This window comes from Streptomyces dangxiongensis, assembly GCF_003675325.1.
Taxonomy (GTDB): Bacteria; Actinomycetota; Actinomycetes; order Streptomycetales; family Streptomycetaceae; genus Streptomyces; species Streptomyces dangxiongensis.
This window is the reverse complement of the sequence record NZ_CP033073.1, coordinates 210,394-234,423: the sequence shown is the minus strand read 5'-3', so window position 1 is coordinate 234,423 and position 24,030 is coordinate 210,394. Positions and strand designations below refer to the sequence as shown.

The following is a 24,030-nucleotide window of genomic DNA, read 5'->3' as shown; positions in this document are numbered from 1 at the left end:
CTAGACCGGTTTATAGACAGTGTGCAGATCAGCGCGTTAGGTTGTCCGCCGTTGTCCCTCGAACGGCCTGAGTCAGGCGATTGGAGCCGCACCATGAAGGACGTCACCCCGCTCACCGGGGGCTGGAGCCTGCGCCACGGGGAGGACCTGCTGGAGGCCAGGGTGCCCGGCTGCGTCCACACCGACCTGCTGGCGGCCCGGGTCATCCCCGATCCCTTCCTCGACCGCAACGAGGCCGACGTCGCCTGGGTGGGGCGCCGCGCCTGGACCTACGTCCGCCACCTCGGTCACGACAGCGTCCACGAGCGCACCGATCTCGTCTTCGAGGGCCTCGACACGGCCGCGTACGTCACCCTGGACGGGCGCCCCGTCGGCACGACGCGCAACATGCACCGCGGCTACCGGTTCGACGTCACCGGACGCGCCGGTGAGCTGGAGGTCCGCTTCGCCTCCGCCTACGACGAGGCGGCGGCCGTCCGCGCGGTCACGGGGGAGCGGCCCAACGTCTATCCCGAGCCCTCGCAGTACATCCGCAAGATGGCGTGCAACTTCGGCTGGGACTGGGGGCCGACCCTGGTGACCGCGGGCATCTGGCGGCCGGCCCGGCTGGAGCACTGGTCCACCGCGCGCATCGCCCGGGTGCGGCCCCTGGTCACCGTCGACGGCGGCACCGGCCGGGTCGAGGTGCGACTGGAAGTGGAGCGCACCGCGCAGGGGCGGGGACGCACCCTGCGCGCCGAGGCCCGGGTGGCCGGCGTCCGCGCCGAGGCCACCGTCACCGGCGACACGGCGGTGCTGCGCCTCGACGTCCCCCACCCGCGCCTGTGGTGGCCCCGCGGTTACGGCGAACAGCCCCTGTACGACCTCGACATCACCCTCGGCGACGAGGCGGGCCCGCTCGACACCTGGCACCGCCGGATCGGCTTCCGCACCGTCGAACTCGACCGGTCGGCCGACGGACACGGCACCGGCTTCACCCTCCTCGTCAACGGGGTCCGGATCTTCGCCCGCGGCGTCAACTGGATCCCCGACGACGCCTTCCCCTCCCGGATCACCCCCGAGCGCTACCGCACCCGCCTCACCCAGGCCGCCGACGCCAACATCGACCTGGTGCGCGTGTGGGGCGGCGGCATCTACGAGGACGACGCCTTCTACGACACCTGTGACGAACTGGGCCTCATGGTCTGGCAGGACTTCCTCTTCGCCTGCTCCGCCTATCCGGAGGAGCAGCCGCTGCGCGGGGAGATCGAGGCCGAGGCCCGCGACAACGTTGTCCGGCTCATGCCGCACCCCTCGCTGGTGCTGTGGAACGGCAACAACGAGAACCTCTGGGGCTTCCGCGACTGGGACTGGGAGGAACCGCTCGCCGGCGACTCCTGGGGCGAGGGCTACTACCTCGGTCTGCTGCCCCGCATCGTCGCCGAACTCGACCCCACCCGCCCCTACACCGCCGGCAGCCCCTGGTCCGGCTCCTGGGACCACCATCCCAACGACCCGGCCCACGGCACCCACCACTCGTGGGAGGTGTGGAACCGCCAGGACTACGCCGAGTACCGGGCGAACGTGCCCCGCTTCGTCGCGGAGTTCGGCTGGCAGGCGCCGCCCGCGCTGGCCACCCTGCGCCGCGCCCTGCCCGGCGAGGAACTCGCCCCCGACTCCCCGGGCATGCTCCACCACCAGAAGGCCGAGGACGGCAACGGCAAGCTCGATCGCGGCGTCGCCCGCCACTTCCCGCTGCCCGAGGACGACTTCGACCGGTGGCACTACCTGACCCAGCTCGTCCAGGCCCGCGCCGTCGCCGCGGGCATCGAGCACTGGCGCGCCCACTGGCCGGTGTGCGCGGGAACGATCGTCTGGCAGCTCAACGACTGCTGGCCGGTCACGTCCTGGGCCGCCATCGACGGCGACGGGCGCCCCAAGCCGCTCTACCACGAGCTGCGCCGCGTCTACGCCGACCGGCTCCTCACCCTCCAGCCGGACGCCGACGGCCTCGTCCTCGCCGCGGTCAACCAGTCCGCCGAAACCTGGCGTACGACGGTGACGCTGCGGCGGGTGGAGGCGGACGGCACCGTGGTCGCCGAGACCCTCCTCGACATCACCGCCGACCCCCGTTCCGTCACCCGGACCGCGGTGCCCGAAGCGCTCGTACCGGACGAGCGGTCCGCCAAGGAGTTCCTGGTCGCCGACGCGTCGGAGTCCTCCCGCGCATGGGGGTCCTCCCGCGCATGGGGGTCCTCCCGCGCATGGGGGTCCCCCCGCGCGAGCGAAGTCGAGCGTGGGGGAGAAGTCGAGCGTGGGGGAGAAGTCGAGCGTGGGGGAGAAGTCGAGCGTGGGAAAGGGGCCGAGGGCGGGGAGGGACTGCGCGCCCTGCACTTCCCGGTTCCCGACAAGGACTTCGCCTACCCCCGGCCGCGCTACGACGTCACGCTGGAGCCCGTTCCCGGCCAGGGAGATAGAGTCGACGTCGTGGTGAGCGCCCGTACTCTCGTCAGAGACCTCCTGCTCCAGCCCGACCGGCTCGGCCCGGCCGCCGTCTGTGACCGGGGCCGGCAGACCCTGCTGCCCGGCGAGCGGACGCGCATCCGGGTCCAGGGCTGCGGCCCCGTCACCCCTGACGCCGTCAGGGCCGCCCTGTTCTGCGTGGACGTGGTGTGAGCGGCTCCCCCCAGCGCGTCACCATCAAGGACGTCGCGGCTCGGGCCGGGGTGTCCAAGGGGGCGGTGTCGCTCGCCTTCAACCACAAGCCCGGCGTCTCCCAGGCCACGCGCGAGCGGATCTTCGCGGCGGCCCAGGAACTGGGCTGGGCCCCCAGCGCCACCGCCCGCAGCCTGTCCAGCCAGCGGGTCGACATCGTCGGGCTGGCCCTGTGCCGGCCCGCCCGGCTGCTCGGCCTGGAACCGTTCTACATGGACTTCATCTCGGGTATCGAGAGCGTCCTGGCGGAACGGTCCTGCTCGCTGCTGCTGCGCCTGGTGCGCGACCTCGACGAGGAGATCGCGGTCTACCGCGAATGGTGGCGCGGCCGGATGATCGCCGGCGCGATCCTCGTGGACTTCCGCGAGGACGACCCCCGGGTGCCCTCTCTCCAGGGCCTCGGCCTGCCCGCGGTCGCGGTCGGCCACCCCTCCCTCACGGGCACCTTCCCGGCGGTGTGGACGGACGACGCGTCCGCGGTCGCCGAGGCGGTCCGCTATCTGGCGGCCCTCGGCCACCGGCGCATCGCCCGCGTCGGCGGCCCGGCCGACCTCGGGCACAGCGCCATCCGGGCCCGCGCCTTCGCCGCCACGACCCGGGAACTGGGCCTGGAGGAGGCGCGGCAGATCGCCACCGGCTTCGACGAGAAGGAGGGCGCCCGCGCCACCCGCACCCTGCTGCTCGCGGCCGACCGGCCCACCGCGATCGTCTACGACAACGACATCATGGCGGTCGCGGGAGCGGGCGTCGCGGCGGAGATGGGGTTCACCGTCCCCGACGATCTGTCGCTGCTGGCGTGGGACGACTCCCAGCTCTGCCGGATCACCCACCCGGCGATGACCGCGATGAGCCACGACGTGCACCACTTCGGTGCCGAGGTGGCGCGCGTGCTCTTCGACGTGGTCAACGGCACGCACACCGGCGGCCATCAGGTGCCGACGCCGTCCCTGACCCCGCGCGGCTCCACCGCGCCGGCGCCGGGAACGGACGCGTAGTGATGCCGGAGGGCCGCGTCCGGTGCGGACGCGGCCCTCCGGCACACCGGGGGAGTGGTGTCAGCTCTTGGTGCAGGTGTTCCCGTTGAGGGTGAAGGCGGCCGGGACGCCGTTGGTGCCGGTGGAGGAGCCGTTGAAACCGAAACTCACGGAGGAGCCGGCCGGGATCGTCTCCGTCCAGGACTCGTTGCCCGCCCGGACCTCATTGCCCTGCTGGACGGCCTTGGCGTTCCACACCGAGTTCAGCTTCTGGGCGCCGGGGAAGGCGAAGGCGAGCTGCCAGCCCTTGACGGCCGTCGTACCGGTGTTGCGGATGGTGACGTCCGCGTTGAACCAGTTGCCCCAGTCGCTGAGGTTGTAGCTGACCGCGCAGCTTCCGGTGGCCGGACCGGCGTCGCTGAACACGCCGGCTTCCTTGGCGGTCTGCTTGATGCCGTTGGTGCCGGAGAAGATCCGCTGTCCCCAGGCGGTGAGCCGGGAGGCGTCGAACCCGGTGGCCATGTCCAGGTACTCCACGCCACCGCCGTTGCCGCTCCAGGACCAGCCGAGGTAGCCCACGCCGAGCTGCTGCGCGGTGGCCATGATGGCGTCCTCGTCCGGGTCGCCGTCCGAGTGCATGTTGCCGAACTCACCGACGACTATGGGGAGATGCTGGGAGGTGAACCGCTCCAGGTAACTCTTGACCTTGTCGGCGGTGTTGAACACGCCGTACATGTGGATCGAGAACACCGTGTTGCGGTCGGGGTCCGCGGCGAACACCTCCGCGGCGTGGTCGCGCATCGTGAACGACCAGTCCTGACCCCAGTTGGGGGCGTCGACCATGAGGGTGTGACGGAATCCGGCGGCGCGCATACGGGCCACGGCGTCGGCGGTGTCGGACGTCCACGCCGCGTACCCGGTGTTGCCGTAGGGCTCGTTCCCGATGTTCAGGACGACGTACTTCTCCTGGCCCTGCACCGCGGCCTTGACGCTGGTCCAGTAGGCGACGGCGCGGGAGAGGGACACGGCGCCGTCCTGCTCGCCGTAACCGGTGGTGTCGTGGGCCTCCAGGACGCAGACGAGCCGGTTCTCCTTGCACTGCGCGACGACGGACGCGACATCGGCGGTGTCGTTCTTCGTCCAGCGGTCACCGGTGGCGAGCACCACGCGCACCGAGTTGGCGCCCAGCGCCTTGACGTCCTTCAGGGCCTGCGCCGTCCTCGTGGGATACCAGGCGTGGGCGTGGTTCACGCCCCGCAGGACGAAGTCCTTGCCGGTCGCGTCCAACAGCCGCCCGTCGGCGACGTGGAAGCCCGGCGCGGCCTGTGTGTCCGCCTGCGCGGGGGACGGCGCGGCCAGTAGCGAGGCGGCGAGGGCCAGCAGCGCTCCCGCCGCGGTGGCCAGTGTCTTTCTCATGACTGCTCCCAGGATGGTGGCGCGTGCGCGCCGGACACGAGGACGTCTCCGGCGCGCACGGCACGGCCGTTCACTGCATGGCTGTGCGTCCGGCTCGTCCGTCCGGTCCCGGCGGGGCGCCGACGGTCCGGAATGGCAAGGAGCGAGCCCGGTTGAGATCCCGCTGCCCGGGCGTTGGTTCGCGGCTCGCACCGGGCAGCGGGACGGCTGATCGCCGAAGAGGGACACCCACGAGACCTCGCCAGGAGATGGGTGGCTCGAAATCCCCTTCGTCGACGGCTGGGAGAGAGGCTAGAACGAGACTGTCGCGGGGACAACCATTCGAACCAAACCGGTTAAGTTTAGTTCGAGTTCAGTTGACGGTGGTGAAATTGACTTGGGAGCCTGCCCGTGTTGTCCGACTTTACAAAACCGGTTTAGCGCATGGTCGCTCCCTGATCTGAGGCAGTGTCCGGGAGCGGTCACCGGCGATCCCGCCGCCGGGGCGTTCTTGGTGCGCGGCGGACTGTCATCACGTTCCGCGCTCGATTCCGTGCTTATAGTGACTTTCTGGATCGTCTCCGAAGTCCGGGTGAGGGAGCCTTATGGACGTCATGGCCGCGAGGGACCGCGTCTTCCGCACGCTGGATGCGGACAACGACGGTGTGATCACCCGCGACGAGTACCTGACCCGCCCGGACCGGGCGGCGGCGAGGCTGGGCCGCGGTGTCAACGACCCGCTCGTCGCCGTCGCCCGTAGCCGGCACGAACGCGTCTACGACTCGATGGACGCGGACGGAGACGGCAGGGTGACCTTCCAGGAGTACGCGGCCTGGGCGGGAGCCCACACCTTCGACGACGTCTGCCGGCAGGCCCTGGGCTCCCTGTTCGACCTCGCCGACACCGACGGCGACGGCATGCTGGACCGCGAGGAGTTCACCCGGCTGCGGGAGGTCCTGGGCAACAGCGCCGGCAACGCGGGGGAGGCGTTCGACGCGCTGGACGCCGACGGCGACGGGCGCGTCGACCGTGACGAGTACCTCTCCGCCATCCGTGCCTTCGTCAGCGAGGGCACATCGCCCATGTACGACGCCCTGGTCGCCGTCCGCTGAACCGGTCCGGCCGAGGCCCCTGACCGGGCCGGCGCCTGGGCGGTGAGAGGAAGAACTCCCGGTGGCCTCCCGGTCCGGACGCGTTCGCCCGTCAGTCCTTCACGGCTCCGCCCAGCCCGGAGACCAGGCGTCGCTGTACGAGTACGAAGAACACCAGCACCGGCACCGTCATCACCGTGGACGCCGCCATGACCCCGCCCCAGTCCGGCTCGTCGGGCTTGTAGAAGACGAGCAGCGCCATCGGCAGGGTCGACTGCGAAGTGTCGCTGATGATGAAGGACTTGGCGAACAGGAAGTCGTTCCAGGCGGAGATGAAGGAGAACACGCTCGTGGCCACCAGGCCCGGCAGGACGAGCGGAAGAAGGATCTGCCACAGGAAGCGCGCGCGGCTCGCCCCGTCCAGGTAGGCCGCCTCCTCCAGCGACTCCGGCACGGCCTTCACGAACCCCCGCAGCATCCAGATCGCGAACGGCAGCGAGAAGGCGATGTGCGGCAGGATCAGTGCACCCAGCGTGTTGAGCTGGCCGAAGTCGCGCATGAGGAAGAACAAGGGGATGGTGAGCGCCTCCACCGGCACCATCTGCGCCACCAGGAACATGATCAGCAGGGTGGTGCGGAAGCGGAACCGGAAGCGGGTCACGGCGGTCGCGGCTAGGAAGGCGATCAGCGCGGAGGCGACCACGACACTCACCGCGACGACGAGGCTGTTGACGAAGTACCGGCCGAACTCGTGCTGTCGGAGAACGCGCCGGAAGGAGTCCAGCGACGGGGAAGAGGTCCAGGGTCTCGGCCGGGTGGACTCGATCTCCTCGGCCGGCCGGAACGCGCTGAGCACCATCCAGTAGAGGGGGAAGGCGACGACCGCGGCGGTCAGCAGCGCGGTCGCCTCGGCCGCCAGCCGCCACGGGCGCCGCACAGGACCACGTACAGGACGCGGGGTCACCCCGCCCGAGGCTCCTCCCCTGCTCACAGTTCCTCCCCTTGGCGGCGCAGCAGCCGCAGATAGCCGAGCGTGACGGCGAGCAGGATCAGCAGCGTCACCACGCCGATCGCCGAGCCCAGGCTGTACTGCGAGGACGCGAACGCCTTCTGGTAGGCGTAGACGTTCAGGACCAGGTTCTGGCCGGCGATGCCGCCGCCGTCGGTCATCACGTAGATCTGGGTGAAGACCTTGAAGTCCCAGATCACGGACTGGACGGTGACGATGACCAGGATCGGCCCGAGGGCCGGGGCCAGCACCGAGCGCCAGATCCGCCACTGTGAGGCGCCGTCCAGGGCGGCGGCCTCCAGTACCTCGCCCGGCACGGCGCGGATGCCGGCGTAGACGGTGACCATCACGAAGGGGAAGGAGCACCACACCACTTCGAGCAGGACCAGGAGAAAGGCGCTGTAACGGCCGTAGGTCCAGGAGAAGTCGCCGAGCCCGAGGAGACGGTCGACCGGGCCGAAGTCGGGGTCGAAGAGGAACAGCCAGACCGTGGAACCGGTGACCGTCGGCGTCGCCCACGCCCCCAGCGCGGCCAGCATCAGCGCGAGTCGCGGGACGGCGCGGACGCGGGTGAGCAGGACGGCGAGCGCGCAGCCCACCGCCAGCGTGGACAGCACGCAGGCCGCCGCGAAGCCGACCGTCGCCAGCAGCACCTGCCAGAACTGGTCGTCGGCGAACAGCTCGGTGTAGTTGGCCAGGCCCCGGAAGCTGGTCGGTTCGCCGCCGCTGACCTGGGCCTGGGTGTAGTGGAGCACGGACATCAGCCCGAGCTGGTAGACGGGGTAGACCAGCAGTCCGCCGAGGACGAGGAGGGCGGGGGCGAGGTAGAGCCAGGGGGTCCAGCCCCCGCGCGGGCGTGGCCACCGGCGGGGCCGCTCGGGAGCCGGAGCGTACGGCCGCGCCGACTTGCCCGAGGCGGGGACGGACGCCGTCGTCCGGCCCGGCCGCGTGACCCTCGGCCGTCCGGCGGTGGTCGTCGGGCCGCCCCGCTCCGGCGGGGGAGCGGCGTCGGTCAGCCGCGTCATCCCACGGATCCGAACGCGTCGTTCATCTTCTTCGCCGCGTCGGCGGAGGCGGCGGTCACGTCCTTCTTGCCGCTGACGATCTCCTGGAACATGGTCGGCAGCACCAGTGAGGAGTCGATCTGTGCCCACGCGGGCGAGGCCGGCACGAACTTGGTGCCGGCGGCGAGGGTCCGCACGAACGGCTTCACGTACGGCTTCTTGGCCGCGGCCTGCTGCCGTACGTCCGCGAACGTCGGGAGAAAGCCCATGGCGTCGAAGAGGCGGCCCTGCGTCCGCTTCGAGGCCAGCCGCTTCATCAGCTCCACGGCGAGGGTGCGGTGCGACGTGCTCTTCAGGACGCCGATGTTGTTGCCGCCCGCGAACGCCGGCGCGATCGAGCCGGGCTTCACCCCCGGCAGCGGCACCACCGCGTACTTCCCCCCGACCTTCCCGGCTTCCACCGCGGCATGGCTGAAGTCGCCACCGATCGCCATGGCCGCCTTGCCGGAGGCGAAGGCGGTCACCGTGTCGTTGCCGCCCATGCCCGCGCACTTGGCGGCGGGACAGTTGTCGTCGCCGAAGAGGGAGGTGTACGCCTCGATGCCCTTCCGGGCGGCAGGGCTGTCGATGACGGAGGCGTACGAACCGCTCTTGCCGGTGGCCAGTTCACCGCCGTGGGCCCAGATGAACGGCATCGCGCCGTACGTGTAGGCGCCGCCGACGGCGAGACCGTACAGGTCAGGTCTGGCGGCCCGGATCCGCTGCGCGGTGGAGACCAGCTCGGCCTGTGACCTCGGTACGCCGAGGCCGAGTTCGCCGAGTATGTCGGTCCGGTAGTACAGCGCCCGGACACCGACGAAGTACGGCGCCCCGTAGACCTTGCCGTCCACGGTGACCGACTGCCGGGCGGTCGGATCGGTGTCCTCGGCCTCGCTCCAGGCGTTGAAGTCCCGGGTGCCGTCCGCGAGTCCGCCGTCCCGTACGTAGCCGGCGGTGTCGGTGTTGCCGTACTCGATCACGTCGGGCGCGGACTTCGGGTCGTTGAAGGCGGCCTTGATGCGCTGGGCGCGGGTCTCCACCGGGATGTACTCGACGGTGACCTCGGCGCCCTTGTGCGCCTTCTCGAAGCCGGCGAGGACCGCGTCGACGACACGCTGCTTGGGCCGGTTGTCGACCTCCTGGAAGAGCCAGACGCGCAGAGTGCCGGTCTTCTCGTCCTTGCCCGAGGAGGAGTTGCCGGAGGTCTGGGGCGCGCAGGCGGTGGCCAGGGTGACGGCGAGCGCGGTGAATCCGGCAAGACGGACGGACAGCTTCATCGAGTACTCCTCCGAGGTGTATTGCAGTATGTGCAATGACGGTTTCGCTCTGCACAACACCAAGGAGGCTAGAGACATCATGAACACGCCCACAAGAGGTCTCAACCACTCTGTGACCGGCCGACGCACACCGTGCAACGCCCGAGCGGCACAAAGGGGTCAGGGCGCGCGAAAACCGCCGTCGCCGGGCGGCCGGCCCACTGACGGCATCGGTCGGCCGGGTGTCCAGGGTGCGGGGTGGGGGCCGGCGTGCCGGGGCCAGGGGCGTCGGCGTCGAGGCCGGCGAAGGCGGGCTCGCGCCCTTCGTGGCGAGCCGCGAACGCCAGTGACGCGGGTCGCCAACGCCCATGACGCGGATCGCGATGGCCGAGCGCGAACGCAGACGGGTGACGCCCGCCGGCTCTACGGTCACGCCGTCCCCGACCTGGCTCAGCCCGGTCACTCCGCATGGCGGAGAGCCAGATCCGTCCGTTCCGGGTAGTGCCGTAGAGAACGCCACCGCGGGTGGCCGACGAACACGAGGATCGGATGCGCGACATCGCGGGCACCGGCGGGCAGGCCCCCGGTCATGGCACACCTTTGCAGGGACGCGTCGCCGTCGTCACCGGAGCGGCCCGGGGAGTCGGTGAGGCGCTCGCCCGGCGCCTGTCCGGCGCCGGGATGAAGGTGGCGCTGCTCGGCCGTGAAGCGGAGACCCTGCGGCAGGCGGCCGCGGCCCTGCCCTCGCCGAGCCTCTGCGTCGAAGCGGACGTCACCGACCGTGCCGCGCTCGACCGTGCAGCCCGGCAGGTCGCCGAACAGCTCGGCCCGGCCAGCGTGCTCGTGGCCAACGCGGGCATCGCCGTCGGCGGCCCGTTCAGCCGCACGGAAGCCGGCCTGTGGCAACGGGTCATCGACGTCAACCTGGTCGGCGCCGCCAACACCGCCAGGGCCTTCCTGCCGCAACTCACCCGCACACGGGGCTACTTCCTCCAGATCGCCTCCACCGCGGCCTTCGGCTCCGCCCCCATGATGAGCGCCTACTGCGCCTCCAAGGCGGGCGTGGAATCCTTCGCCCAGGCGCTGCGCGGCGAGGTCGAACCCGACGGCGTCGCCGTCGGCATCGCCTACCTCCACTGGACCGGCACGGACATGATCAGCGGCATCGACGACCATCCCGTCCTGCGGGCCCTGCGCCAGAACCAGCCCTGGTTCGCACGCCGGGTCCACACGCCCGCGCAGGTGGCCGACTGGCTCACCACCGGCGTCCTGCACCGCGCCCACCACGTCTACGCCCCGCCGTGGCTGCGCTGGTGCCAGCCCTTGAGGCCGCTCTTCCCCGCCCTGGTCGCCCGGCTCGCCCGGCGCGAACTCCGGGCACGTTCCGGGGCGGGACTGGCGGACGACGTGGAAGTGCTGGGCGCCGGAGGGCACGCCGACTGGGACGCGTTCTCCGCCGCGCACCCGCGCCCCGGCCCACAGCGGTAGGAACCGTCCGGTCCCGTTCCCGGCCGACCACCGGCGCCGAACGGACACCGAACCGGTGTCCCGCCTGCCGGTCCGTTCCCAGGGCGCGCGCCACCGCCTGCAAGGCAGCGGCAGCGGGGCCGGCCACCGGCATCGCCTGCGGGACCGTCCCGGCAGTCCGCGTTGTGTGGGTGAACGCCGCCGGGGGCCACACGTACGACGACGCGGACGCCGCCGCGCGGACCCGGCTGGACCCTCCCTTCCCCTACGGCCGGCACCCGCACACCTGCGCTGCACTGCCCTGACGCACCGGCGAGTCGGTGATCTCGGTCGACGACGACGGCACCGTCCGCCGCTGCCACTTCGTGCGCGCCGGCCTCGGCAACCTCTACGACGGCTCCTACCGCGCGGCCCTGCGACCGTGCCCCTGCCCCCTGGCGGTGCGCGACTGTCACATCGGCTACGTCCACCTGGAGACGCTCCCGCTGTACGACGTCTTCGCCGGCGGTGTCCCGGAACGTGTCCCGGCGCACCGGAACGACCCTGCGCGTCCGCCCGTTGACGTAGCGTGGCCGGGAAGCGGACAGCGGCAACTCCACCACCCGGGAGAACGATGAGGGATCGTACGGAAGCGGTCGAATCGATGGAACAACTCACCGTCGTCTGGCGGGCGCTGGTGCTCGACCGCGACGCGGGCGCCGATGTGCGGGACCTTCCGGGCATCGCCGTCCGCTGGGCCGACTGCCGGTTCCCCTTCTGGAACTGCGTCACCCTGACGGACGTCGGCGCGGACGCCGCGCTCGCCGGGCGACGACTGAGCCGGGCCGCGGACATCATGCGCGCCAAGACACACCCCGGATTCCTGTGGCTCTTCGAGGACCTCCTCGGTGACGGGGCACTCGGGCACGTGCGGACGGCGGCCGAGCGGGCGGGCCTCGTGTACGCCTTCTCCGGCACCGGCATGGCCGGAGACCTCCTCCCCGTCCCCGAACCGTCCCACCCCGAGCTGACGTTCGTCCGCGTGACCACGGACGAACACCTCCGGGCGTACGCGGACCTGAACTCACGCGCCTACGGGTTCCCGCTGGAGGCCGGCCGCGACGGGCTGCTCGGGTCCGCGGCGTGGAAGAGCCAGGTGCACGCCTACCTGGGGGTACGGGACGGTGTCCCGGTGACGTGCGCGGGAACGGTCGAGGCGGAGGGCCGGCTCTTCGTCGTCCTCGTCGCCACCGCCCCGGGGTGGGAGCGCAGGGGCTACGCAGAGGCGGTGACGCGCAAGGCCCTGTACGAGGGCGCCCGCGCCACCGGCCTGACCCGCGCCACCCTGCACGCGACCGCGGCCGGGGCTCCCGTGTACCCCCGTATCGGCTTCCGGCCGAACTCGCCCGTCCACTTCTACGCCCTGAGCGAGACGAAGGTCTCGCCCACCTGACGGACACCGCGTTCAGCCCTCGCGGACACCCAGGGGCGGCGGACCCGGTCGGCGGGGCTGTGCGGGGATCATCGCCCGGTACCAGCGGTAGCTGTCCTTGGGGGTGCGTTCCTGGGTGTCATAGTCGACCCGGACGATCCCGAACCGCCTGCGGGGGTGTGGCGGTAGGTGTCCCGGATCGACGGGCCGCGGCCGTCCTCCCGCACCGCTCCCTCGATCTGGTACGAGGCGGTCGCGGCGCCGAGGACGAAGCCGGGCGGGAACATGGGGAAGTCACTCATGAGAGGGGCCCGTCCCGAAGGAGGTGCGGGTCACTTGACGGAACCGCCGGTGATGCCGGCGGCGATGTACTTCTGGGCGAGGACGAGCAGGATCGCCGCCGGCACCGCGGACAGGACGGACGCGGCCATCACCGAGCCCCAGTCGCCGACGTGCGCGCCGATGTACTGGTAGATGCCCAGCGTGACCGGCTTGACGTCGTCGGTGGTGTTCAGGGTCAGGGCGAACATGAAGTCGCTCCACGAGAACAGGAACGCGAACAGGCCCGAGGTGATGAGCGCGTTGCGGCTCATCGGCAGCACCACCCGCACGAACGTCCGCACCGGCCCGGCACCGTCCATCTGCGCCGCCTCGACGACCTCCCCCGGGATCGACAGCATGAAGGACCGCATCAGCACGATGGAGAACGGGATGCCGAGCGAGGAGTCCGCCAGCATCAGCCCGAAGTAGGAGTTGACCAAGCCCAGTTCGACGTACGAGTCGTACAGCGCGTTGGCGATGACGATGCCCGGGACCATCTGGGTGATCAGGGTGCCGAACACGATCGTCCGGGTGCCCCGCAGCCCGAACCGGGCCAGTCCGTACGCCGCCGGCGCGGAGACCGCCAGGCAGAGGACGACCGCGCCGAGCGAGACGGCCAGGGAGGTCAGCAGGTGCCCGCCCTGGTCACCGAGGGCCTTGGAGAAGCCGGACAGGTCCGGGCGGCTCGGCACCGGATCGACCTGGAGCAGTCCCGACGCGGGCTGGAGAGCGGTGTCGAGCATCCAGTACAGCGGGAAGAGCATCACGCACAGGATGAGCACACCGGCGAGGGTGGAACCCCAGCGGCGACCGGAAGTCGTGGGCGTACGGGAGGCCATGGACGTCACTTCCCCTCGCTGCGGCCGGCCCGCAGGTAGATGACCGCGAACACCGCGGAGACGAGAATCAGGACGTTGCCGACGACCGCGCCCGCCCCGAAGTCCAGTTGCACGAACGAGTTCTGGTAGGTCAGCGTGCCCAGGGTCTGGGTGGCGTCGGCCGGGCCGCCGTCGGTGAGCGCGAGGATCAGGTCGAGGATCTTCACCGTCGACATGAAGCCGAGGACCAGGACGACGGTGATCACCGGCCTGAGCATCGGCAGGGTCACGGAGCGGAACGTCCGCCAGGCCGAGGCACCGTCCAGCGAGGCGGCCTCGTACAGCTCCGCGGGGATCTCCTGGAGACCGCCGTAGAGGATGACCATGTTGAACGGGACACCGATCCAGATGTTGACCAGGATGACCGACAGCAGGGCCAGGTGGGGACTGGTCAGCCACGGGGTGTGGCCGCCGAGGCCGAGCGTGTCCAGGAACGAGTTCAGCACGCCCGTGTCCTGGTCCAGGATCCGCCGCCACACGATGCCCGACACCACCATGGGCACCAGCCAGGGCAGCAGGATCAGCGACCGCAGGACGCCGTTGAGCGGGAACCTGCGGCTGAAGAACACCGCGAGCGCGAGACCGGCGCAGAACTGCCCGAGCAGCGATCCGGCGGTGAACACGAGCGTGTGCCACAGCGCCCTGCCGAACAGGGCGTCCCGCAGGACGTGCGACCAGTTGTCGACGCCGTTGAAGGGGGCCCTGCCGGTGAAGAACGTCTCCGGTGTGTAGTGCTGGAAGCTCATCACGACATTGCGGACGAGCGGGTAGCCGAAGAACAGCAGCATGAAGACGACCGCGGGGGCGACGAACCCCCACTGTGCCAGGCGGCGCCGCAGGCGCAGCCGTCCCGGACCCGGGGCGCCGGCCGCCCCGCGCGCCGGGACGGTGACGGTGGACGTGGTCATGTGCGCGTACCTCAGTTCCCGCTCGTGGCCCGCTGCTGGGCCCGTGTCAGGGCGGCCTTGCTGGACTCGCCGGTCAGCGCGGACTGGAAGGCGCTCTGGAGGGCGAGCGACACGCCCGGCCAGCCGGCGCCCAGCTCGGCCGTGCGGGAGCGGGCCGTGGCCACCTGGTCGGCGAGGGCGTCCAGCTCGGGCACCCGCTCGCGCCACACCGCGGCGGCCTTCTCGGCAGCCGGCACCATCCAGCTATTGAGCGCGTACGTCAGCTGCTCCTTCGCACCGGACAGACATGCGACGATCCGCCCGGCCATCCTCTCCCGCGGCCTGTCCCCGGTGTTCGGGACCGTGAGAACCGCACCGCCGAGGGGACCCACCGACCTGTCCCCGGCCTTCGGCACCGGAATCCGTGCGATGCCCCAGTGCAGCGACTTGTGGGTGTTCAGCGTCTCCACCTGCCACGGCCCGTTGATCATCATAGCCGCGTTGCCCGCCATGAACCGGTCGTTGACGTCCGCCTGCGTCCAGCCGACCGTCGACCTCGACAGCGAACCGTCGTCCAGCAGGGACTTCCAGAAGTCCAGCGCCTCGACGACCCGCGGCCCGTCGAGATGCCTCTCGTCGCCGCCGTTGGACCACATGAACGGGGTGAACTGGAAGACGCCGTCCTCGGCGCCGCCCGCGCTGAGCGCCAGACCGTACCGCTTGCCGTGGGTCAGCTTCTTCGCCGCCGCGCGCAACTCGGCCCAGGTGCGCGGGACCCCGAGCCCCGCCCCGGCGAGGGCGTCCTTGTCGTAGAACAGCGCGAGCGTGTTCACCGAGCGGGCCGCGCCGTAGTACGTCCCCTTGTAGGAACCGAAGTCGACGATGCCCCGGGGGATGCCGTCGGTGCGCAGGCCCAGGGTCCTGAGGTCGATCAGCCCGCCGGCCCCGGCGAACGTCGGCATCTCGGAGGCGTCGAACTGGACGATGTCGGGCAGCGACTCGGAGGACGCCATGCGCAGCGCCTTCGTCATCACCTGCGCGGCCGGGACGCTTCGCTGCTCGACGGTGACGCCCAGCCGCCGGCCGCAGCGGGCCATCGCCCGGGCGTCCCAGCGATGGTAGGACTCGTCGGTCGAGGAGTTCATCACGGTGTAGACGTCGCTGTCGCGCTGCGAGCCGCATCCGGTCAGGGCCGCCCCGGCGACCAGGACGCAGACGGCGGCGAGCGGCGTCACGGCCCTGCGGGAGCGTGCGCGGCGCGCGGCAGCAGGAGTGGGTGCTGTCACGTGGGTGCCCTTGCGTGGGAGGGGGAGGGACGGGCGTCAGTGGGCGCCGCGAAGGCGGTGACGCATTTCGTTGAAGCGCTTCGACATGCTGCGGCCCTTGCTGTCGTGTCGTCGGCATCCTCACCGGTGCTTTTGTTCGCTGCGATGACTAATACGTCAGAACCCAGCCGTCCCGCTAGTCCCGTGCACGAATCCGTTCTCCCGCCCTCCGCCCTCACCCCTGTTGTCCATATCCGAATAAGCCCAGCTCCCACCGGGTTTTTCCGGCATCGGGTGCCGACGGCCCCCGCCCGCCGTGTGTACGATCCCCACGCCGGGACGACAGCCTCCGCAGTCCCCGCCGAACAGCCCTGCTCCCCCGAGGAAGACCATGAAGTTCACCAACGGGTTCTGGCGCGTCCGCGATGGCGTTCACATCGCCTACGCCGCCGAGGTGCGCGACGTGCGCATCGAATCGAAGCGCTTCACCGCCTATGCCGCCACACAGAAGGTGACGCGCAGAGGGGACACGCTCAACGCGCCGCTCCTCACCGTCGACTGCTTCTCGCCCGCCGAGGGTGTCATCGGTGTGCGCGTCACCCACCACGCCGGCAGGACGCGGCCGGGCCCGGAGTTCGACCTGGCGGCCGGGCCCGGCGGCGCGGGTACGGGCGAGATCCGGCGGGACGGCACCGTCACCGAGCTGACCAGCGGCCCGCTGACCCTGCGCCTGGACCGGGCCGCTCCCTGGGCCCTGACCTTCCACGACGCGGACGGACGGGAGCTGACCCGGGCCGGCCGCAAGGGCACCGCGTTCGCCACCACCGACGACGGTGCCCACCACGTCCTCGCCCAGCTTGCGCTCGGCGTCGGTGAGCAGGTCTACGGCCTCGGCGAGCGCTTCACACCGTTCGTCAAGAACGGCCAGACCGTCGATGTCTGGCAGGCCGACGGCGGCACCAGCAGCGAACAGGCCTACAAGAACATCCCGTTCTACCTGTCCTCACGCGGCTACGGCGTCTTCGTCAACCACCCGGGCAGGGTCTCCTTCGAGGTCGGCTCCGAATCCGTGGGGCAGGTGCAGTTCAGCGTCGAGGACCAGACGGTGGAGTACCACATCGTCGCCGGGCCCTCCCCTAAGGACGTCCTCACCCGCTACACCGCCCTCACGGGCCGCCCGGCCCTGCCGCCCGCCTGGTCCTTCGGCCTGTGGCTGACCACCTCCTTCACCACCGACTACGACGAGCCGACGGTGATGTCGTTCGTCGACGGCATGGCCGAGCGCGGCATCCCGCTGTCGGTGTTCCACTTCGACTGCTTCTGGATGCGCGAGTACCAGTGGTGCGACTTCGCGTGGGACCCCGAGGTCTTCCCCGACCCGGAGGGCATGCTCGCCCGGCTGAAGGCCAGGGGGCTGCGGGTCAGCGCCTGGATCAACCCGTACATCGCGCAGAAGTCCCCGCTGTTCGACGAGGCGGCCGCGCTCGGCCACCTCGTGCGCCGGCCCGACGGCGACGTGTGGCAGTGGGACCTGTGGCAGGCCGGCATGGGACTGGTCGACTTCACCAGCCCCGACGCCCGCGCCTGGTTCCGGTCCAAGCTGAAGCCCCTGCTGGAGCAGGGCGTGGACTGCTTCAAGACCGACTTCGGCGAGCGCGTCCCGACCGACGTCGTCTGGCACGACGGCTCCGATCCGCAGCGGATGCACAACTACTACACCCACCTGTACAACCGGACCGTGTTCGAACTCCTCGAGGAGGAGCGCGGAGCGGGCGAGGCCGTGCTCTTCGCCCGCTCCGCGACCGCCGGCGGCCAGCAGTACCCCGTGCACTGGGGCGGCGACTGCTGGGCGTCCTTCGAGGCCATGGCCGAGTCGCTCAGGGGCGGTCTGTCCCTGTCCCTGAGCGGCTTCGGTTTCTGGAGCCACGACATCGGAGGCTTCGAGGGCACCCCCGACCCGGCGGTCTTCAAGCGCTGGCTGGCCTTCGGTCTGCTGTCCTCCCACAGCCGCCTGCACGGCTCGTCGTCGTACCGCGTGCCGTGGGAGTTCGGTGCCGAGGCCGTCGACGTCGCCCGGCGGTTCACCCTGCTCAAGCACCGCCTCATGCCCTATCTGTACGGCGCCGCGTCCGAGGCCCACCACACCGGCGTCCCCGTGATGCGCCCCATGGTCCTGGAGTTCCCGCGCGACCCCGCATGCCGCCCGCTCGACCGGCAGTACATGCTCGGCCCGGACCTGTTGGTCGCCCCCGTGTTCGGTGACGACGGCCAGGTGGAGGTCTATCTCCCCGAGGGCACCTGGACCCACCTGCTCAGCGGCGAGCAGGTCACCGGCCCGGTGTGGCGCACCGAACGGCACGGCTACGACAGTCTTCCGCTCTACGTACGTGAGGGCGCCGTCCTGCCGCTGGCCACCGACGACCAGCGGCCCGACGGCGACTGGCTGGACAACCCCACCCTGCTCGTCCACCCGTCGGCCACCGCCGAGTACACCCACGAGGTCAGCGTCCCCGACCTGACCGGCTCGCCGGCCGCGCGGTTCCGCGTCCGGCGCGAGGGCGGCCTCCTGCGCGTCACCGCGGACGGTTTCGACCGGCCCTTCACCGTGCGGGTCGCCGGCGGCGCGCACACCGACGGCACGGGTGAGGTCACGGTCCCGCTGCGGTGACCGGCCGGCCCGGGGAGACCACCGCCGGCACCGACGGCAGGCGGGCCACCCCGCCGCGGGCAACACCGGCACGGGTATGGGCACCGGCATCTGCACCGGCACCGGGTGTCGGCCCGGCGGGTTCGTTCCGGCCGCCGGCCGCCGGCCGCCGGCCGCCGGCCACCGGTTTCGGGGGTCCGGCGTCCGGCTACCGGCGGTCGGGGCCGGCCCCGACCGGCAGGGCGCAGGCCGCCGTACCGCCCGGCAGCCGGTGCCGGTTGCGGGCGACGAGGCGGTAGACGCCGTGGGCGATCCAGCGCATCGGGGGGAGCCGCAGCAGTGCGCCGAGAACGCCCCAGCCGCCGCCCCGGCTGGACAGCAGCCGGGCGACCGCCTGGGCACCCCCGTACACGGTCCCGTCCGGGGTGACCCACAGCGCCTCGTACGCGGCTCGCCGCGTGGTGACGCCCAGTTCGTCCAGCGGTGCGTGCTGCTGGGCCACCACCTCGCAGCGAGGCTCGATCCACTTCCGGGCGAGCGCCAGGGAGGCCGTGCAGAAGCCGCAGTCACCGTCGTAGACCAGTACAGGTTGCGTCCGCATGCGTCCATGGTGCCGCACCCGCGCACCGGAACACCCGCGGCCACCGACGGAAGGGCACCACCGGTCCGGCGGAGAGTCCGCCGGGCCGGGGCCCTGTGGGCGGGAGGCCCTTCCCGGTGTCCGAGAAGGACCTCTCTCGCGCCCGACCGGGTCGCCCGGCGGGGCGCGCCGGTCAGGCGCGCGGTGCCGCTCCCTCGTCGACGGGCAGGGAGACGGGCTCGTCCGGCGCCGGGGCGCCCGCGCGGGGAGCGGCCGTGGCGCGGGCCTTCCCGGCCGGGGTATCGCGCCGGCCGGTCCGGCGCAGGGCCAGGTGGAGCGCCGGCATCACGACGCCGGTGATCGCGGCGCTGTACCAGAGCAGCGCGTCCAGTCGCCCCGCCGCCAGACAGGCACCCGCGGCCACCGCGGCCGCCGCGCACACGCCGCGGTCCACGATGCTCTCCACCGACAGCAGCGTGGCCCGCGGCGCGTGCACCGGGATGGCGTCGTTGATGAGCTTGCGCTGCACCGGATAGACGAACCCGGTGATCGCGGCGAACGCGCACAGCAGCGCGACCACGGTCCACGGGCCGCCTACTACGGTGCCCGCCAGAACGGCGGCCAGGGCCACGCTCAGCAGCGACACCCAGCCGGCGGGCGGCAGCCGGCGGCTCAGCCACTGGGGACGGGCCGACGCCACGGCCTCGGCGACCGTCATCGCCGCGAGCACACTGCCGTGCGCGCTCTCCTTGATGCCGTGCTCCAGCAGCACCGGCTGGAACAGGTTGACCTGGCAGATCCGCGACAGCGTGAACACGGCGACGCCCTGGACCATGAGCAGCGCCAGCCACGGCGACGACCACAGGGCGCGCAGGGCGGCGCCCGTGTCGTGCAGGACGCCGCCGCCGCGCCGCGCCGGGTCACGGCGGCGGGTGTCCGTGCCGCCCGTGGCGAGCCGCGGCAGGGCGAGGGCGCAGCCGAGGGAACCGGCCGCGCACGCCGCGCTGAGTACGTACGGTGTCTGCGGGGCCAGGGTCATCAGCGGCCCGACGAGCGGCCAGCACACGACCTTGGCGGCGAGCCCGAGGGCGCGCGCCGTGCCCTCCGCCTTGAGATAGTGGGCCTCCGCCCGCTCGGCGCGCAGCCCGTCGTACAGATAGGCGCTCGCCGCGCCCGACGCCAGGGAACGCCCGGCCGCGATGGCGAGGAAGTGCGCGAGGAAACCGGTGTACGTCGGGGCCAGCACCGGCGCCAGGTTCGCCGCCGTCATGACCACCGCTCCCGCGCGCAGGCAGTTGCGGGCGCCGATGCGGTCGGCGATGGCTCCGGTCGGTATCTCGAACAGGCAGAAGGCGATGTAGTAGATGCTCTGGATGCCGAAGATCTGCCCGTCGGACAGACCCGCGTCACGCTGGTAGGCGTAGAACACGGGCATCCACCACAGCAGGTTGAACAGCAACTGGAACCCGTTGTTGAGGCGGATGACGTGGCGCGCGGCCGGGGGCGGCGCCGGTACGGGGGGCGAGGACCGCAGGAGGGACATACGGCGCCTCACCGGGCGTAGGGGCGGACCTGGACCAGGTGGAAGGCCCCCTCCGCGGTCATGAGCCACTCGATGTCCAGGGCGCCGTCGGGATCGTCCTCGCTGAAGTGGGACTGCAGCAGACGTCCGACGAGGGCGAGTTCGGCCAGCGAGGCGCGTGTCGCCGCCGGGAGGTCCTGTCCCGACGAGCCGATGCCGACCGTACGCCCGCCGCCCTCCACGGTGTTGTAGAGGTACTGCTGCGGTAGCACCGTGCCGTCGACCACCTGCTCGGGCGAGCCGGGCGTGCAGTTCAGGTACACGTTGCGGAAGTCCTCGGGGCGGGTGGGATCGCAGGTCACGAGCACGCCCCCCAGACCGGCGGGCACGTACTCCTGGACGATCACGCCCATGTAGGTGTCGTCCAGGGGGATGCCGACCTGGTGCCGCAGGCGCACGCTGCGCGGCGACAACAGTGACGCCCACACCTGTCGTACGGCGTCCATGAGCTGGTCCGTGCCGCGCACGGTGGTCACCGAGTCGTAGATCCCGGCGGCCGAGAAGCCGGGCAGGTCCTCGGCATTGGAGGAGGAGCGCACGACCAGACGGCGTCCGTCGGCCATGAGCGCCGCCACGGAGGCGGTGATCGCCCGCGTCACCTCCTCGGGCATCGGCGTGCTGCACGTCAGGTGCTGAAGGTGCAGGGACAGCGGGTCGATCACGTCGAGGGCGTCGAGTTCGAGCGCCATCTTCAGCTTGCCGATGCCCTGTTGGAGGGCGGGGGAGGAGGTGAGGAACAGATGGTGCAGCCGGAACGGCAACGCCACGCCCCGCGGGGCGCGGACCGTCCGCGCCACGCGTTCGGCCGCCGCGGCGCGCAGCCGCCGAGGTGACGCTCCCGACTCGCCCAGCCGGGCGGCGAGGTGGCCGAGCAGATCGGGCCGCGGCGGACGCGGGCGCGCGTAGAACGCCGTCAGGTCCGCCGTGCGGCTGTCCAGGACGTGGTGCAGCTCCCCGAGGTTGGCCGCCTTGGTGCCGTAACTGTCCCGGTCGGCGCACCGCAGCCGGTGCAGCTCCAGGATCGGGGCCTCCTCCAGCAGCGGTGTCTCGATGCGGATGCGCTGCTGGTGCCAGGCGGGCCGTTCCAGAGCCGGTGCGTGGGGCAGCCGCTCCAGGGTGACGGCGTCCTCACGCACTCGGTAGCGCACCCACGCGCCGTCGAGGCCGTCCTGCCGGACGAGGGCGTCCAGGTCGCGGACGATCGCGTTCGGGATCCCCCAGCCCGCCGCGAGGACGTTGGTGTGCGAAAGCGGTGTCGTGGGGACCGTGTTGACGAGGCCGGCGGTCCGGGGCACGTCGTCGGGCAGCCGGGGCATCGCCACGATGTCCGACCAGCCCAGCTCCCCGGCCGCGCTCTCGTACTCCGCCGTGGTGCGGAAGTAGCGCAGCCGCCCCTCGGCCTCGCCCGGGTTGAGGCAGGTGCGGGTGCGGTTGCCGAACAGCTCGTGGCTGAGGACGCGCGGCACACGCGCCTCGCCGATCGCGGCCAGCTCGTGCTCCTGACCGTGGTTGGCGGGTTTGAGCAGCAGCGGCAGACGGCCGTCCACCCGTCCGCGCACGTAGTGGTAGAACTCCTCGAGCAAGGGCCCCGGCATGGTGTCCGCCTCGGTCGTCTCCAGCACGAGGAAGGGCCGCTCGGAGCCGTCGGCCTCCTCCTCGGTGTGCAGGGACACCACCCCGAGGAGGAACCGGCGTCCGGGGTCCATGTACACCGACGCGTTGAACGCGTCGAGGTCCGCGTCGAGTTCGTCCAGCGTCATGCCGAGGACGCGGGTCGCGATGTAGTCGACGTGGAAGGGATGCACCCGGGTGTCGAGCAGATGCCAGGTCTTCTCGGCACGATCCACGACGACCTTGAGGTAAGGGTGTCCGGCCAGTACCCCGGACAGCGAGCGGAACAGCGGCAGCGACAGGTTCGCGCCGACGACGGTACGGTCGCCGGTGGCGTCGGGCACGACCGCCCCGGCCGGTGCGTGCGTCATGCGCGGGCCTCCTCGGTGACATCCGTGGGCAGGATCCGCGGCAGGGCGTCCACCACGGCGGCGAAGTCGCGGACGACGGTCTGCGGCCGGTCGGCCGACAGCAGGCACACGGCCGCCATGGTGTTGGCGCCGGCGGCAGGGTCGTAGACCGGCACGGGCGCACCGTCGGGCAGGGCGCTCTCGGCCACGACGGACAGCGTGCTGCCCGCCCCGAGGGGAGCCGAACGGACGACCGTCGCGGAGTCCCACAGATGGCGACGGGTCCAGGGCGAACCGTCACCGTTCACGGCCAGCACCACCAGGGACCCGGCCGCGCCGACGGCGTCCTGAGGCGCCAACGCCCGGTCCGGCCAGGCGGGTGAGCCGCCGAGCAGGTGATCGGTGAACATGCCGGCCAGGTCCAGTCCGAAGACCTGCTCGATCTGCGGCACCGTCATCGCGCCGCCGAACCGCGCCGCCGTCTCGATCACCCACATACGGCCGTCCGAGCCCAGCTTGATCTCCGTGTGCGTGCCGCAGTCCTCCAGGCCCAGGGCGTCCACGGCGCGCCGGGCCAGTTCCACGATCCTGTCCTGGGCCTCGCTCCCGAGCGCCGCCGGGGTGATACCGGCGCGTTCGGTGAACGGCGCCACCGTCGGCATCCGGCCGCTCACGCAGACCGGGCGGAACACACCGCCGACGACCACGCCCTCCACGCTGACGTAGTCACCCCAGCCGGAACCGTCGAACCACTCCTCGGCGCATCCGCTGACGATCTCCTCGACGATGAAGTCCTCGCCGGCCCCGGCGACATGCAGCTCCGCTAACCCGAGCAGCGCCGACTCCGCCATCACCGCGCGCGACCGCTGCCAGGCGTTCTGCACGTCCCCGGGCGTCTCGATGATCTGGTGGGCGGTCGATCCGGCGCTCCACGCGGCCTTCAACAGCAGCGGGAACGACAACTCCGCCGCGGCGCGCTCCAGTTCGGCCGCGGTCGTGACCGCGCGGAACCGGGGCTGTGGTATTCCCCGGCGCTCCCACGCCGCGCGCATCAGCCGCTTGTCCCGGGCGAGCGCGGCGGCGGGCCCGGCACCGCGCAGTCCTGACCGCCGGGACGCCTCGGCGACCGCCACCACCGCGTACTCGGAGAAGGTGACGACCGCCTCCGCGCCCACCTCCCGGGCCCGGGCCGTGATGGCGTCCACCAGGTCGCGCCCCTCAGAGGCGGCGTGCGTGACCACCGAGTCGCACAGGCCGGCGGCCCGTTCCGCCACCGTGGCGGGCAGTTCGCTGAGTGCCAGCAGGTGCACCGCGGACCTCGCGGCCACCCGCGCGAGGGCATGTCCCACCGGGGGGCCGCCCTTGGCATGCACGTACAGCACCTTGCTCACCGATACCCAACTCCCTTGGTCGTCCCGAAGGCCCGGACGCGGGCCGCGCCCGGACGGGAAACGGCGGCCGGCGGACACTTCCGCCGGTGTGAAGCCAGTCGACCCGCCGTCTCCTTCAAGCGAACCAGCCCCAACTGCCCCCCGACACACGCTGCTAGGCGCTCCGTTCAGGCAAATG

The 24,030-nt window shown here is 71.7% G+C and carries 18 protein-coding genes and 2 pseudogenes; 7 read left to right on the top strand and 13 right to left on the bottom strand.

Annotated elements, in window-relative coordinates; genetic code table 11:
• Positions 1 to 93: 93 nt before the first annotated feature.
• Both D9753_RS01455 and D9753_RS01450 read left to right on the top strand, forming a co-directional pair.
• Complete coding sequence (locus D9753_RS01455; protein WP_121785355.1) at positions 94 to 2,655, top strand: glycoside hydrolase family 2 protein; 2,562 nt, start codon at positions 94 to 96, stop codon at positions 2,653 to 2,655.
• Positions 2,652 to 3,689, top strand: coding sequence for a LacI family DNA-binding transcriptional regulator (locus D9753_RS01450; RefSeq protein ID WP_121785354.1), 1,038 nt, complete (start codon positions 2,652 to 2,654; stop codon positions 3,687 to 3,689). The genes D9753_RS01455 and D9753_RS01450 overlap by 4 nt, the downstream gene beginning before the upstream one ends.
• Positions 3,690 to 3,749: 60 nt before the next feature.
• Here the strand turns inward: D9753_RS01450 and D9753_RS01445 are convergent, their stop codons facing one another.
• Entirely contained in the window at positions 3,750 to 5,084 is a 1,335-nt protein-coding gene (locus D9753_RS01445) for a cellulase family glycosylhydrolase (RefSeq protein WP_121785353.1), read from the bottom strand.
• 584 nt (positions 5,085 to 5,668) lie between these two features.
• On the opposite strand from D9753_RS01445, the gene D9753_RS01440 reads away from it, so the two are divergent.
• On the top strand, positions 5,669 to 6,175 hold the full coding sequence (locus D9753_RS01440) for an EF-hand domain-containing protein (protein WP_121785352.1): 507 nt from the start codon (positions 5,669 to 5,671) through the stop codon (positions 6,173 to 6,175).
• 91 nt (positions 6,176 to 6,266) lie between these two features.
• Here the strand turns inward: D9753_RS01440 and D9753_RS01435 are convergent, their stop codons facing one another.
• From D9753_RS01435 to D9753_RS01425, 3 genes are read right to left on the bottom strand one after another with little or no spacing between them, the layout of a single operon-like run.
• Positions 6,267 to 7,118: a carbohydrate ABC transporter permease gene (locus D9753_RS01435; RefSeq protein WP_121785351.1), complete on the bottom strand. Its 852-nt coding sequence runs from the start codon at positions 7,116 to 7,118 to the stop codon at positions 6,267 to 6,269.
• A gap of 23 nt (positions 7,119 to 7,141) precedes the next feature.
• Positions 7,142 to 8,188: a carbohydrate ABC transporter permease gene (locus D9753_RS01430; RefSeq protein WP_240467990.1), complete on the bottom strand. Its 1,047-nt coding sequence runs from the start codon at positions 8,186 to 8,188 to the stop codon at positions 7,142 to 7,144.
• On the bottom strand, positions 8,185 to 9,483 hold the full coding sequence (locus D9753_RS01425; protein ID WP_121785350.1) for an extracellular solute-binding protein: 1,299 nt from the start codon (positions 9,481 to 9,483) through the stop codon (positions 8,185 to 8,187). The genes D9753_RS01430 and D9753_RS01425 overlap by 4 nt, the downstream gene beginning before the upstream one ends.
• 528 nt (positions 9,484 to 10,011) lie before the next feature.
• Between D9753_RS01425 and D9753_RS01420 the strand changes: the two genes are divergently transcribed.
• The 3 genes and pseudogenes from D9753_RS01420 (at position 10,012) to D9753_RS01410 (ending at position 12,361) form a co-directional block, all read left to right on the top strand.
• Positions 10,012 to 10,950, top strand: a complete 939-nt coding sequence (locus D9753_RS01420) for an SDR family oxidoreductase (RefSeq protein ID WP_121790824.1) — start codon at positions 10,012 to 10,014, stop codon at positions 10,948 to 10,950.
• 164 nt (positions 10,951 to 11,114) lie between these two features.
• Positions 11,115 to 11,546 (top strand): annotated as a pseudogene (locus D9753_RS01415) (STM4011 family radical SAM protein); the annotation flags it as partial.
• Entirely contained in the window at positions 11,543 to 12,361 is an 819-nt protein-coding gene (locus D9753_RS01410) for a GNAT family N-acetyltransferase (RefSeq protein ID WP_121785349.1), read from the top strand. The pseudogene D9753_RS01415 and the gene D9753_RS01410, both read left to right, overlap by 4 nt.
• 12 nt (positions 12,362 to 12,373) lie before the next feature.
• On the opposite strand, the gene D9753_RS39195 is transcribed toward D9753_RS01410, so the two are convergent.
• The 5 genes and pseudogenes from D9753_RS39195 to D9753_RS01385 form a co-directional block, all read right to left on the bottom strand.
• Positions 12,374 to 12,499 (bottom strand): hypothetical protein, encoded by a 126-nt coding sequence (locus D9753_RS39195; protein WP_121790823.1) that lies wholly within the window; start codon positions 12,497 to 12,499, stop codon positions 12,374 to 12,376.
• Positions 12,499 to 12,642 (bottom strand): annotated as a pseudogene (locus D9753_RS01400) (family 1 glycosylhydrolase); the annotation flags it as partial. The pseudogene D9753_RS01400 and the gene D9753_RS39195, both read right to left, overlap by 1 nt.
• 30 nt (positions 12,643 to 12,672) lie before the next feature.
• Entirely contained in the window at positions 12,673 to 13,500 is an 828-nt protein-coding gene (locus D9753_RS01395) for a carbohydrate ABC transporter permease (RefSeq protein ID WP_121785348.1), read from the bottom strand.
• Between the two features lie 5 nt (positions 13,501 to 13,505).
• Positions 13,506 to 14,447, bottom strand: coding sequence for a carbohydrate ABC transporter permease (locus D9753_RS01390; protein ID WP_121785347.1), 942 nt, complete (start codon positions 14,445 to 14,447; stop codon positions 13,506 to 13,508).
• An 11-nt stretch (positions 14,448 to 14,458) separates the two neighbouring features.
• Positions 14,459 to 15,712, bottom strand: a complete 1,254-nt coding sequence (locus D9753_RS01385; protein WP_121785346.1) for an ABC transporter substrate-binding protein — start codon at positions 15,710 to 15,712, stop codon at positions 14,459 to 14,461.
• A gap of 370 nt (positions 15,713 to 16,082) precedes the next feature.
• Between D9753_RS01385 and yicI the strand changes: the two genes are divergently transcribed.
• Entirely contained in the window at positions 16,083 to 18,359 is a 2,277-nt protein-coding gene (gene yicI / locus D9753_RS01380; RefSeq protein WP_121785345.1) for an alpha-xylosidase, read from the top strand.
• A gap of 187 nt (positions 18,360 to 18,546) precedes the next feature.
• On the opposite strand, the gene D9753_RS01375 is transcribed toward yicI, so the two are convergent.
• From D9753_RS01375 to D9753_RS01360, 4 genes are all read right to left on the bottom strand, one after another.
• On the bottom strand, positions 18,547 to 18,939 hold the full coding sequence (locus D9753_RS01375; RefSeq protein WP_121785344.1) for a thiol-disulfide oxidoreductase DCC family protein: 393 nt from the start codon (positions 18,937 to 18,939) through the stop codon (positions 18,547 to 18,549).
• Positions 18,940 to 19,111: 172 nt separating this feature from the next.
• Entirely contained in the window at positions 19,112 to 20,461 is a 1,350-nt protein-coding gene (locus D9753_RS01370; RefSeq protein WP_121785343.1) for an MFS transporter, read from the bottom strand.
• Between the two features lie 8 nt (positions 20,462 to 20,469).
• Positions 20,470 to 22,482 (bottom strand): PEP/pyruvate-binding domain-containing protein, encoded by a 2,013-nt coding sequence (locus D9753_RS01365; protein WP_121785342.1) that lies wholly within the window; start codon positions 22,480 to 22,482, stop codon positions 20,470 to 20,472.
• Positions 22,479 to 23,852 (bottom strand): ATP-grasp domain-containing protein, encoded by a 1,374-nt coding sequence (locus D9753_RS01360; RefSeq protein WP_121785341.1) that lies wholly within the window; start codon positions 23,850 to 23,852, stop codon positions 22,479 to 22,481. Before D9753_RS01360 ends, D9753_RS01365 begins: the two co-directional genes overlap by 4 nt.
• Between the last annotated feature and the right edge of the window lie 178 nt (positions 23,853 to 24,030).

What these genes read in the sequence shown, in the direction of transcription:
- D9753_RS01455 (WP_121785355.1), top strand. Translation starts at nt 94, where the DNA reads ATGAAGGACGTCACCCCGCTCACCGGGGGCTGGAGCCTGCGCCACGGG.
- D9753_RS01445 (WP_121785353.1), bottom strand. Translation starts at nt 5,084, where the DNA reads ATGAGAAAGACACTGGCCACCGCGGCGGGAGCGCTGCTGGCCCTCGCC.
- D9753_RS01440 (WP_121785352.1), top strand. Translation starts at nt 5,669, where the DNA reads ATGGACGTCATGGCCGCGAGGGACCGCGTCTTCCGCACGCTGGATGCG.
- D9753_RS01430 (WP_240467990.1), bottom strand. Translation starts at nt 8,188, where the DNA reads ATGACGCGGCTGACCGACGCCGCTCCCCCGCCGGAGCGGGGCGGCCCG.
- D9753_RS01425 (WP_121785350.1), bottom strand. Translation starts at nt 9,483, where the DNA reads ATGAAGCTGTCCGTCCGTCTTGCCGGATTCACCGCGCTCGCCGTCACC.
- D9753_RS01420 (WP_121790824.1), top strand. Translation starts at nt 10,012, where the DNA reads ATGCGCGACATCGCGGGCACCGGCGGGCAGGCCCCCGGTCATGGCACA.
- D9753_RS01410 (WP_121785349.1), top strand. Translation starts at nt 11,543, where the DNA reads ATGAGGGATCGTACGGAAGCGGTCGAATCGATGGAACAACTCACCGTC.
- D9753_RS01395 (WP_121785348.1), bottom strand. Translation starts at nt 13,500, where the DNA reads ATGGCCTCCCGTACGCCCACGACTTCCGGTCGCCGCTGGGGTTCCACC.
- D9753_RS01390 (WP_121785347.1), bottom strand. Translation starts at nt 14,447, where the DNA reads ATGACCACGTCCACCGTCACCGTCCCGGCGCGCGGGGCGGCCGGCGCC.
- yicI (WP_121785345.1), top strand. Translation starts at nt 16,083, where the DNA reads ATGAAGTTCACCAACGGGTTCTGGCGCGTCCGCGATGGCGTTCACATC.
- D9753_RS01375 (WP_121785344.1), bottom strand. Translation starts at nt 18,939, where the DNA reads ATGCGGACGCAACCTGTACTGGTCTACGACGGTGACTGCGGCTTCTGC.
- D9753_RS01370 (WP_121785343.1), bottom strand. Translation starts at nt 20,461, where the DNA reads ATGTCCCTCCTGCGGTCCTCGCCCCCCGTACCGGCGCCGCCCCCGGCC.
- D9753_RS01365 (WP_121785342.1), bottom strand. Translation starts at nt 22,482, where the DNA reads ATGACGCACGCACCGGCCGGGGCGGTCGTGCCCGACGCCACCGGCGAC.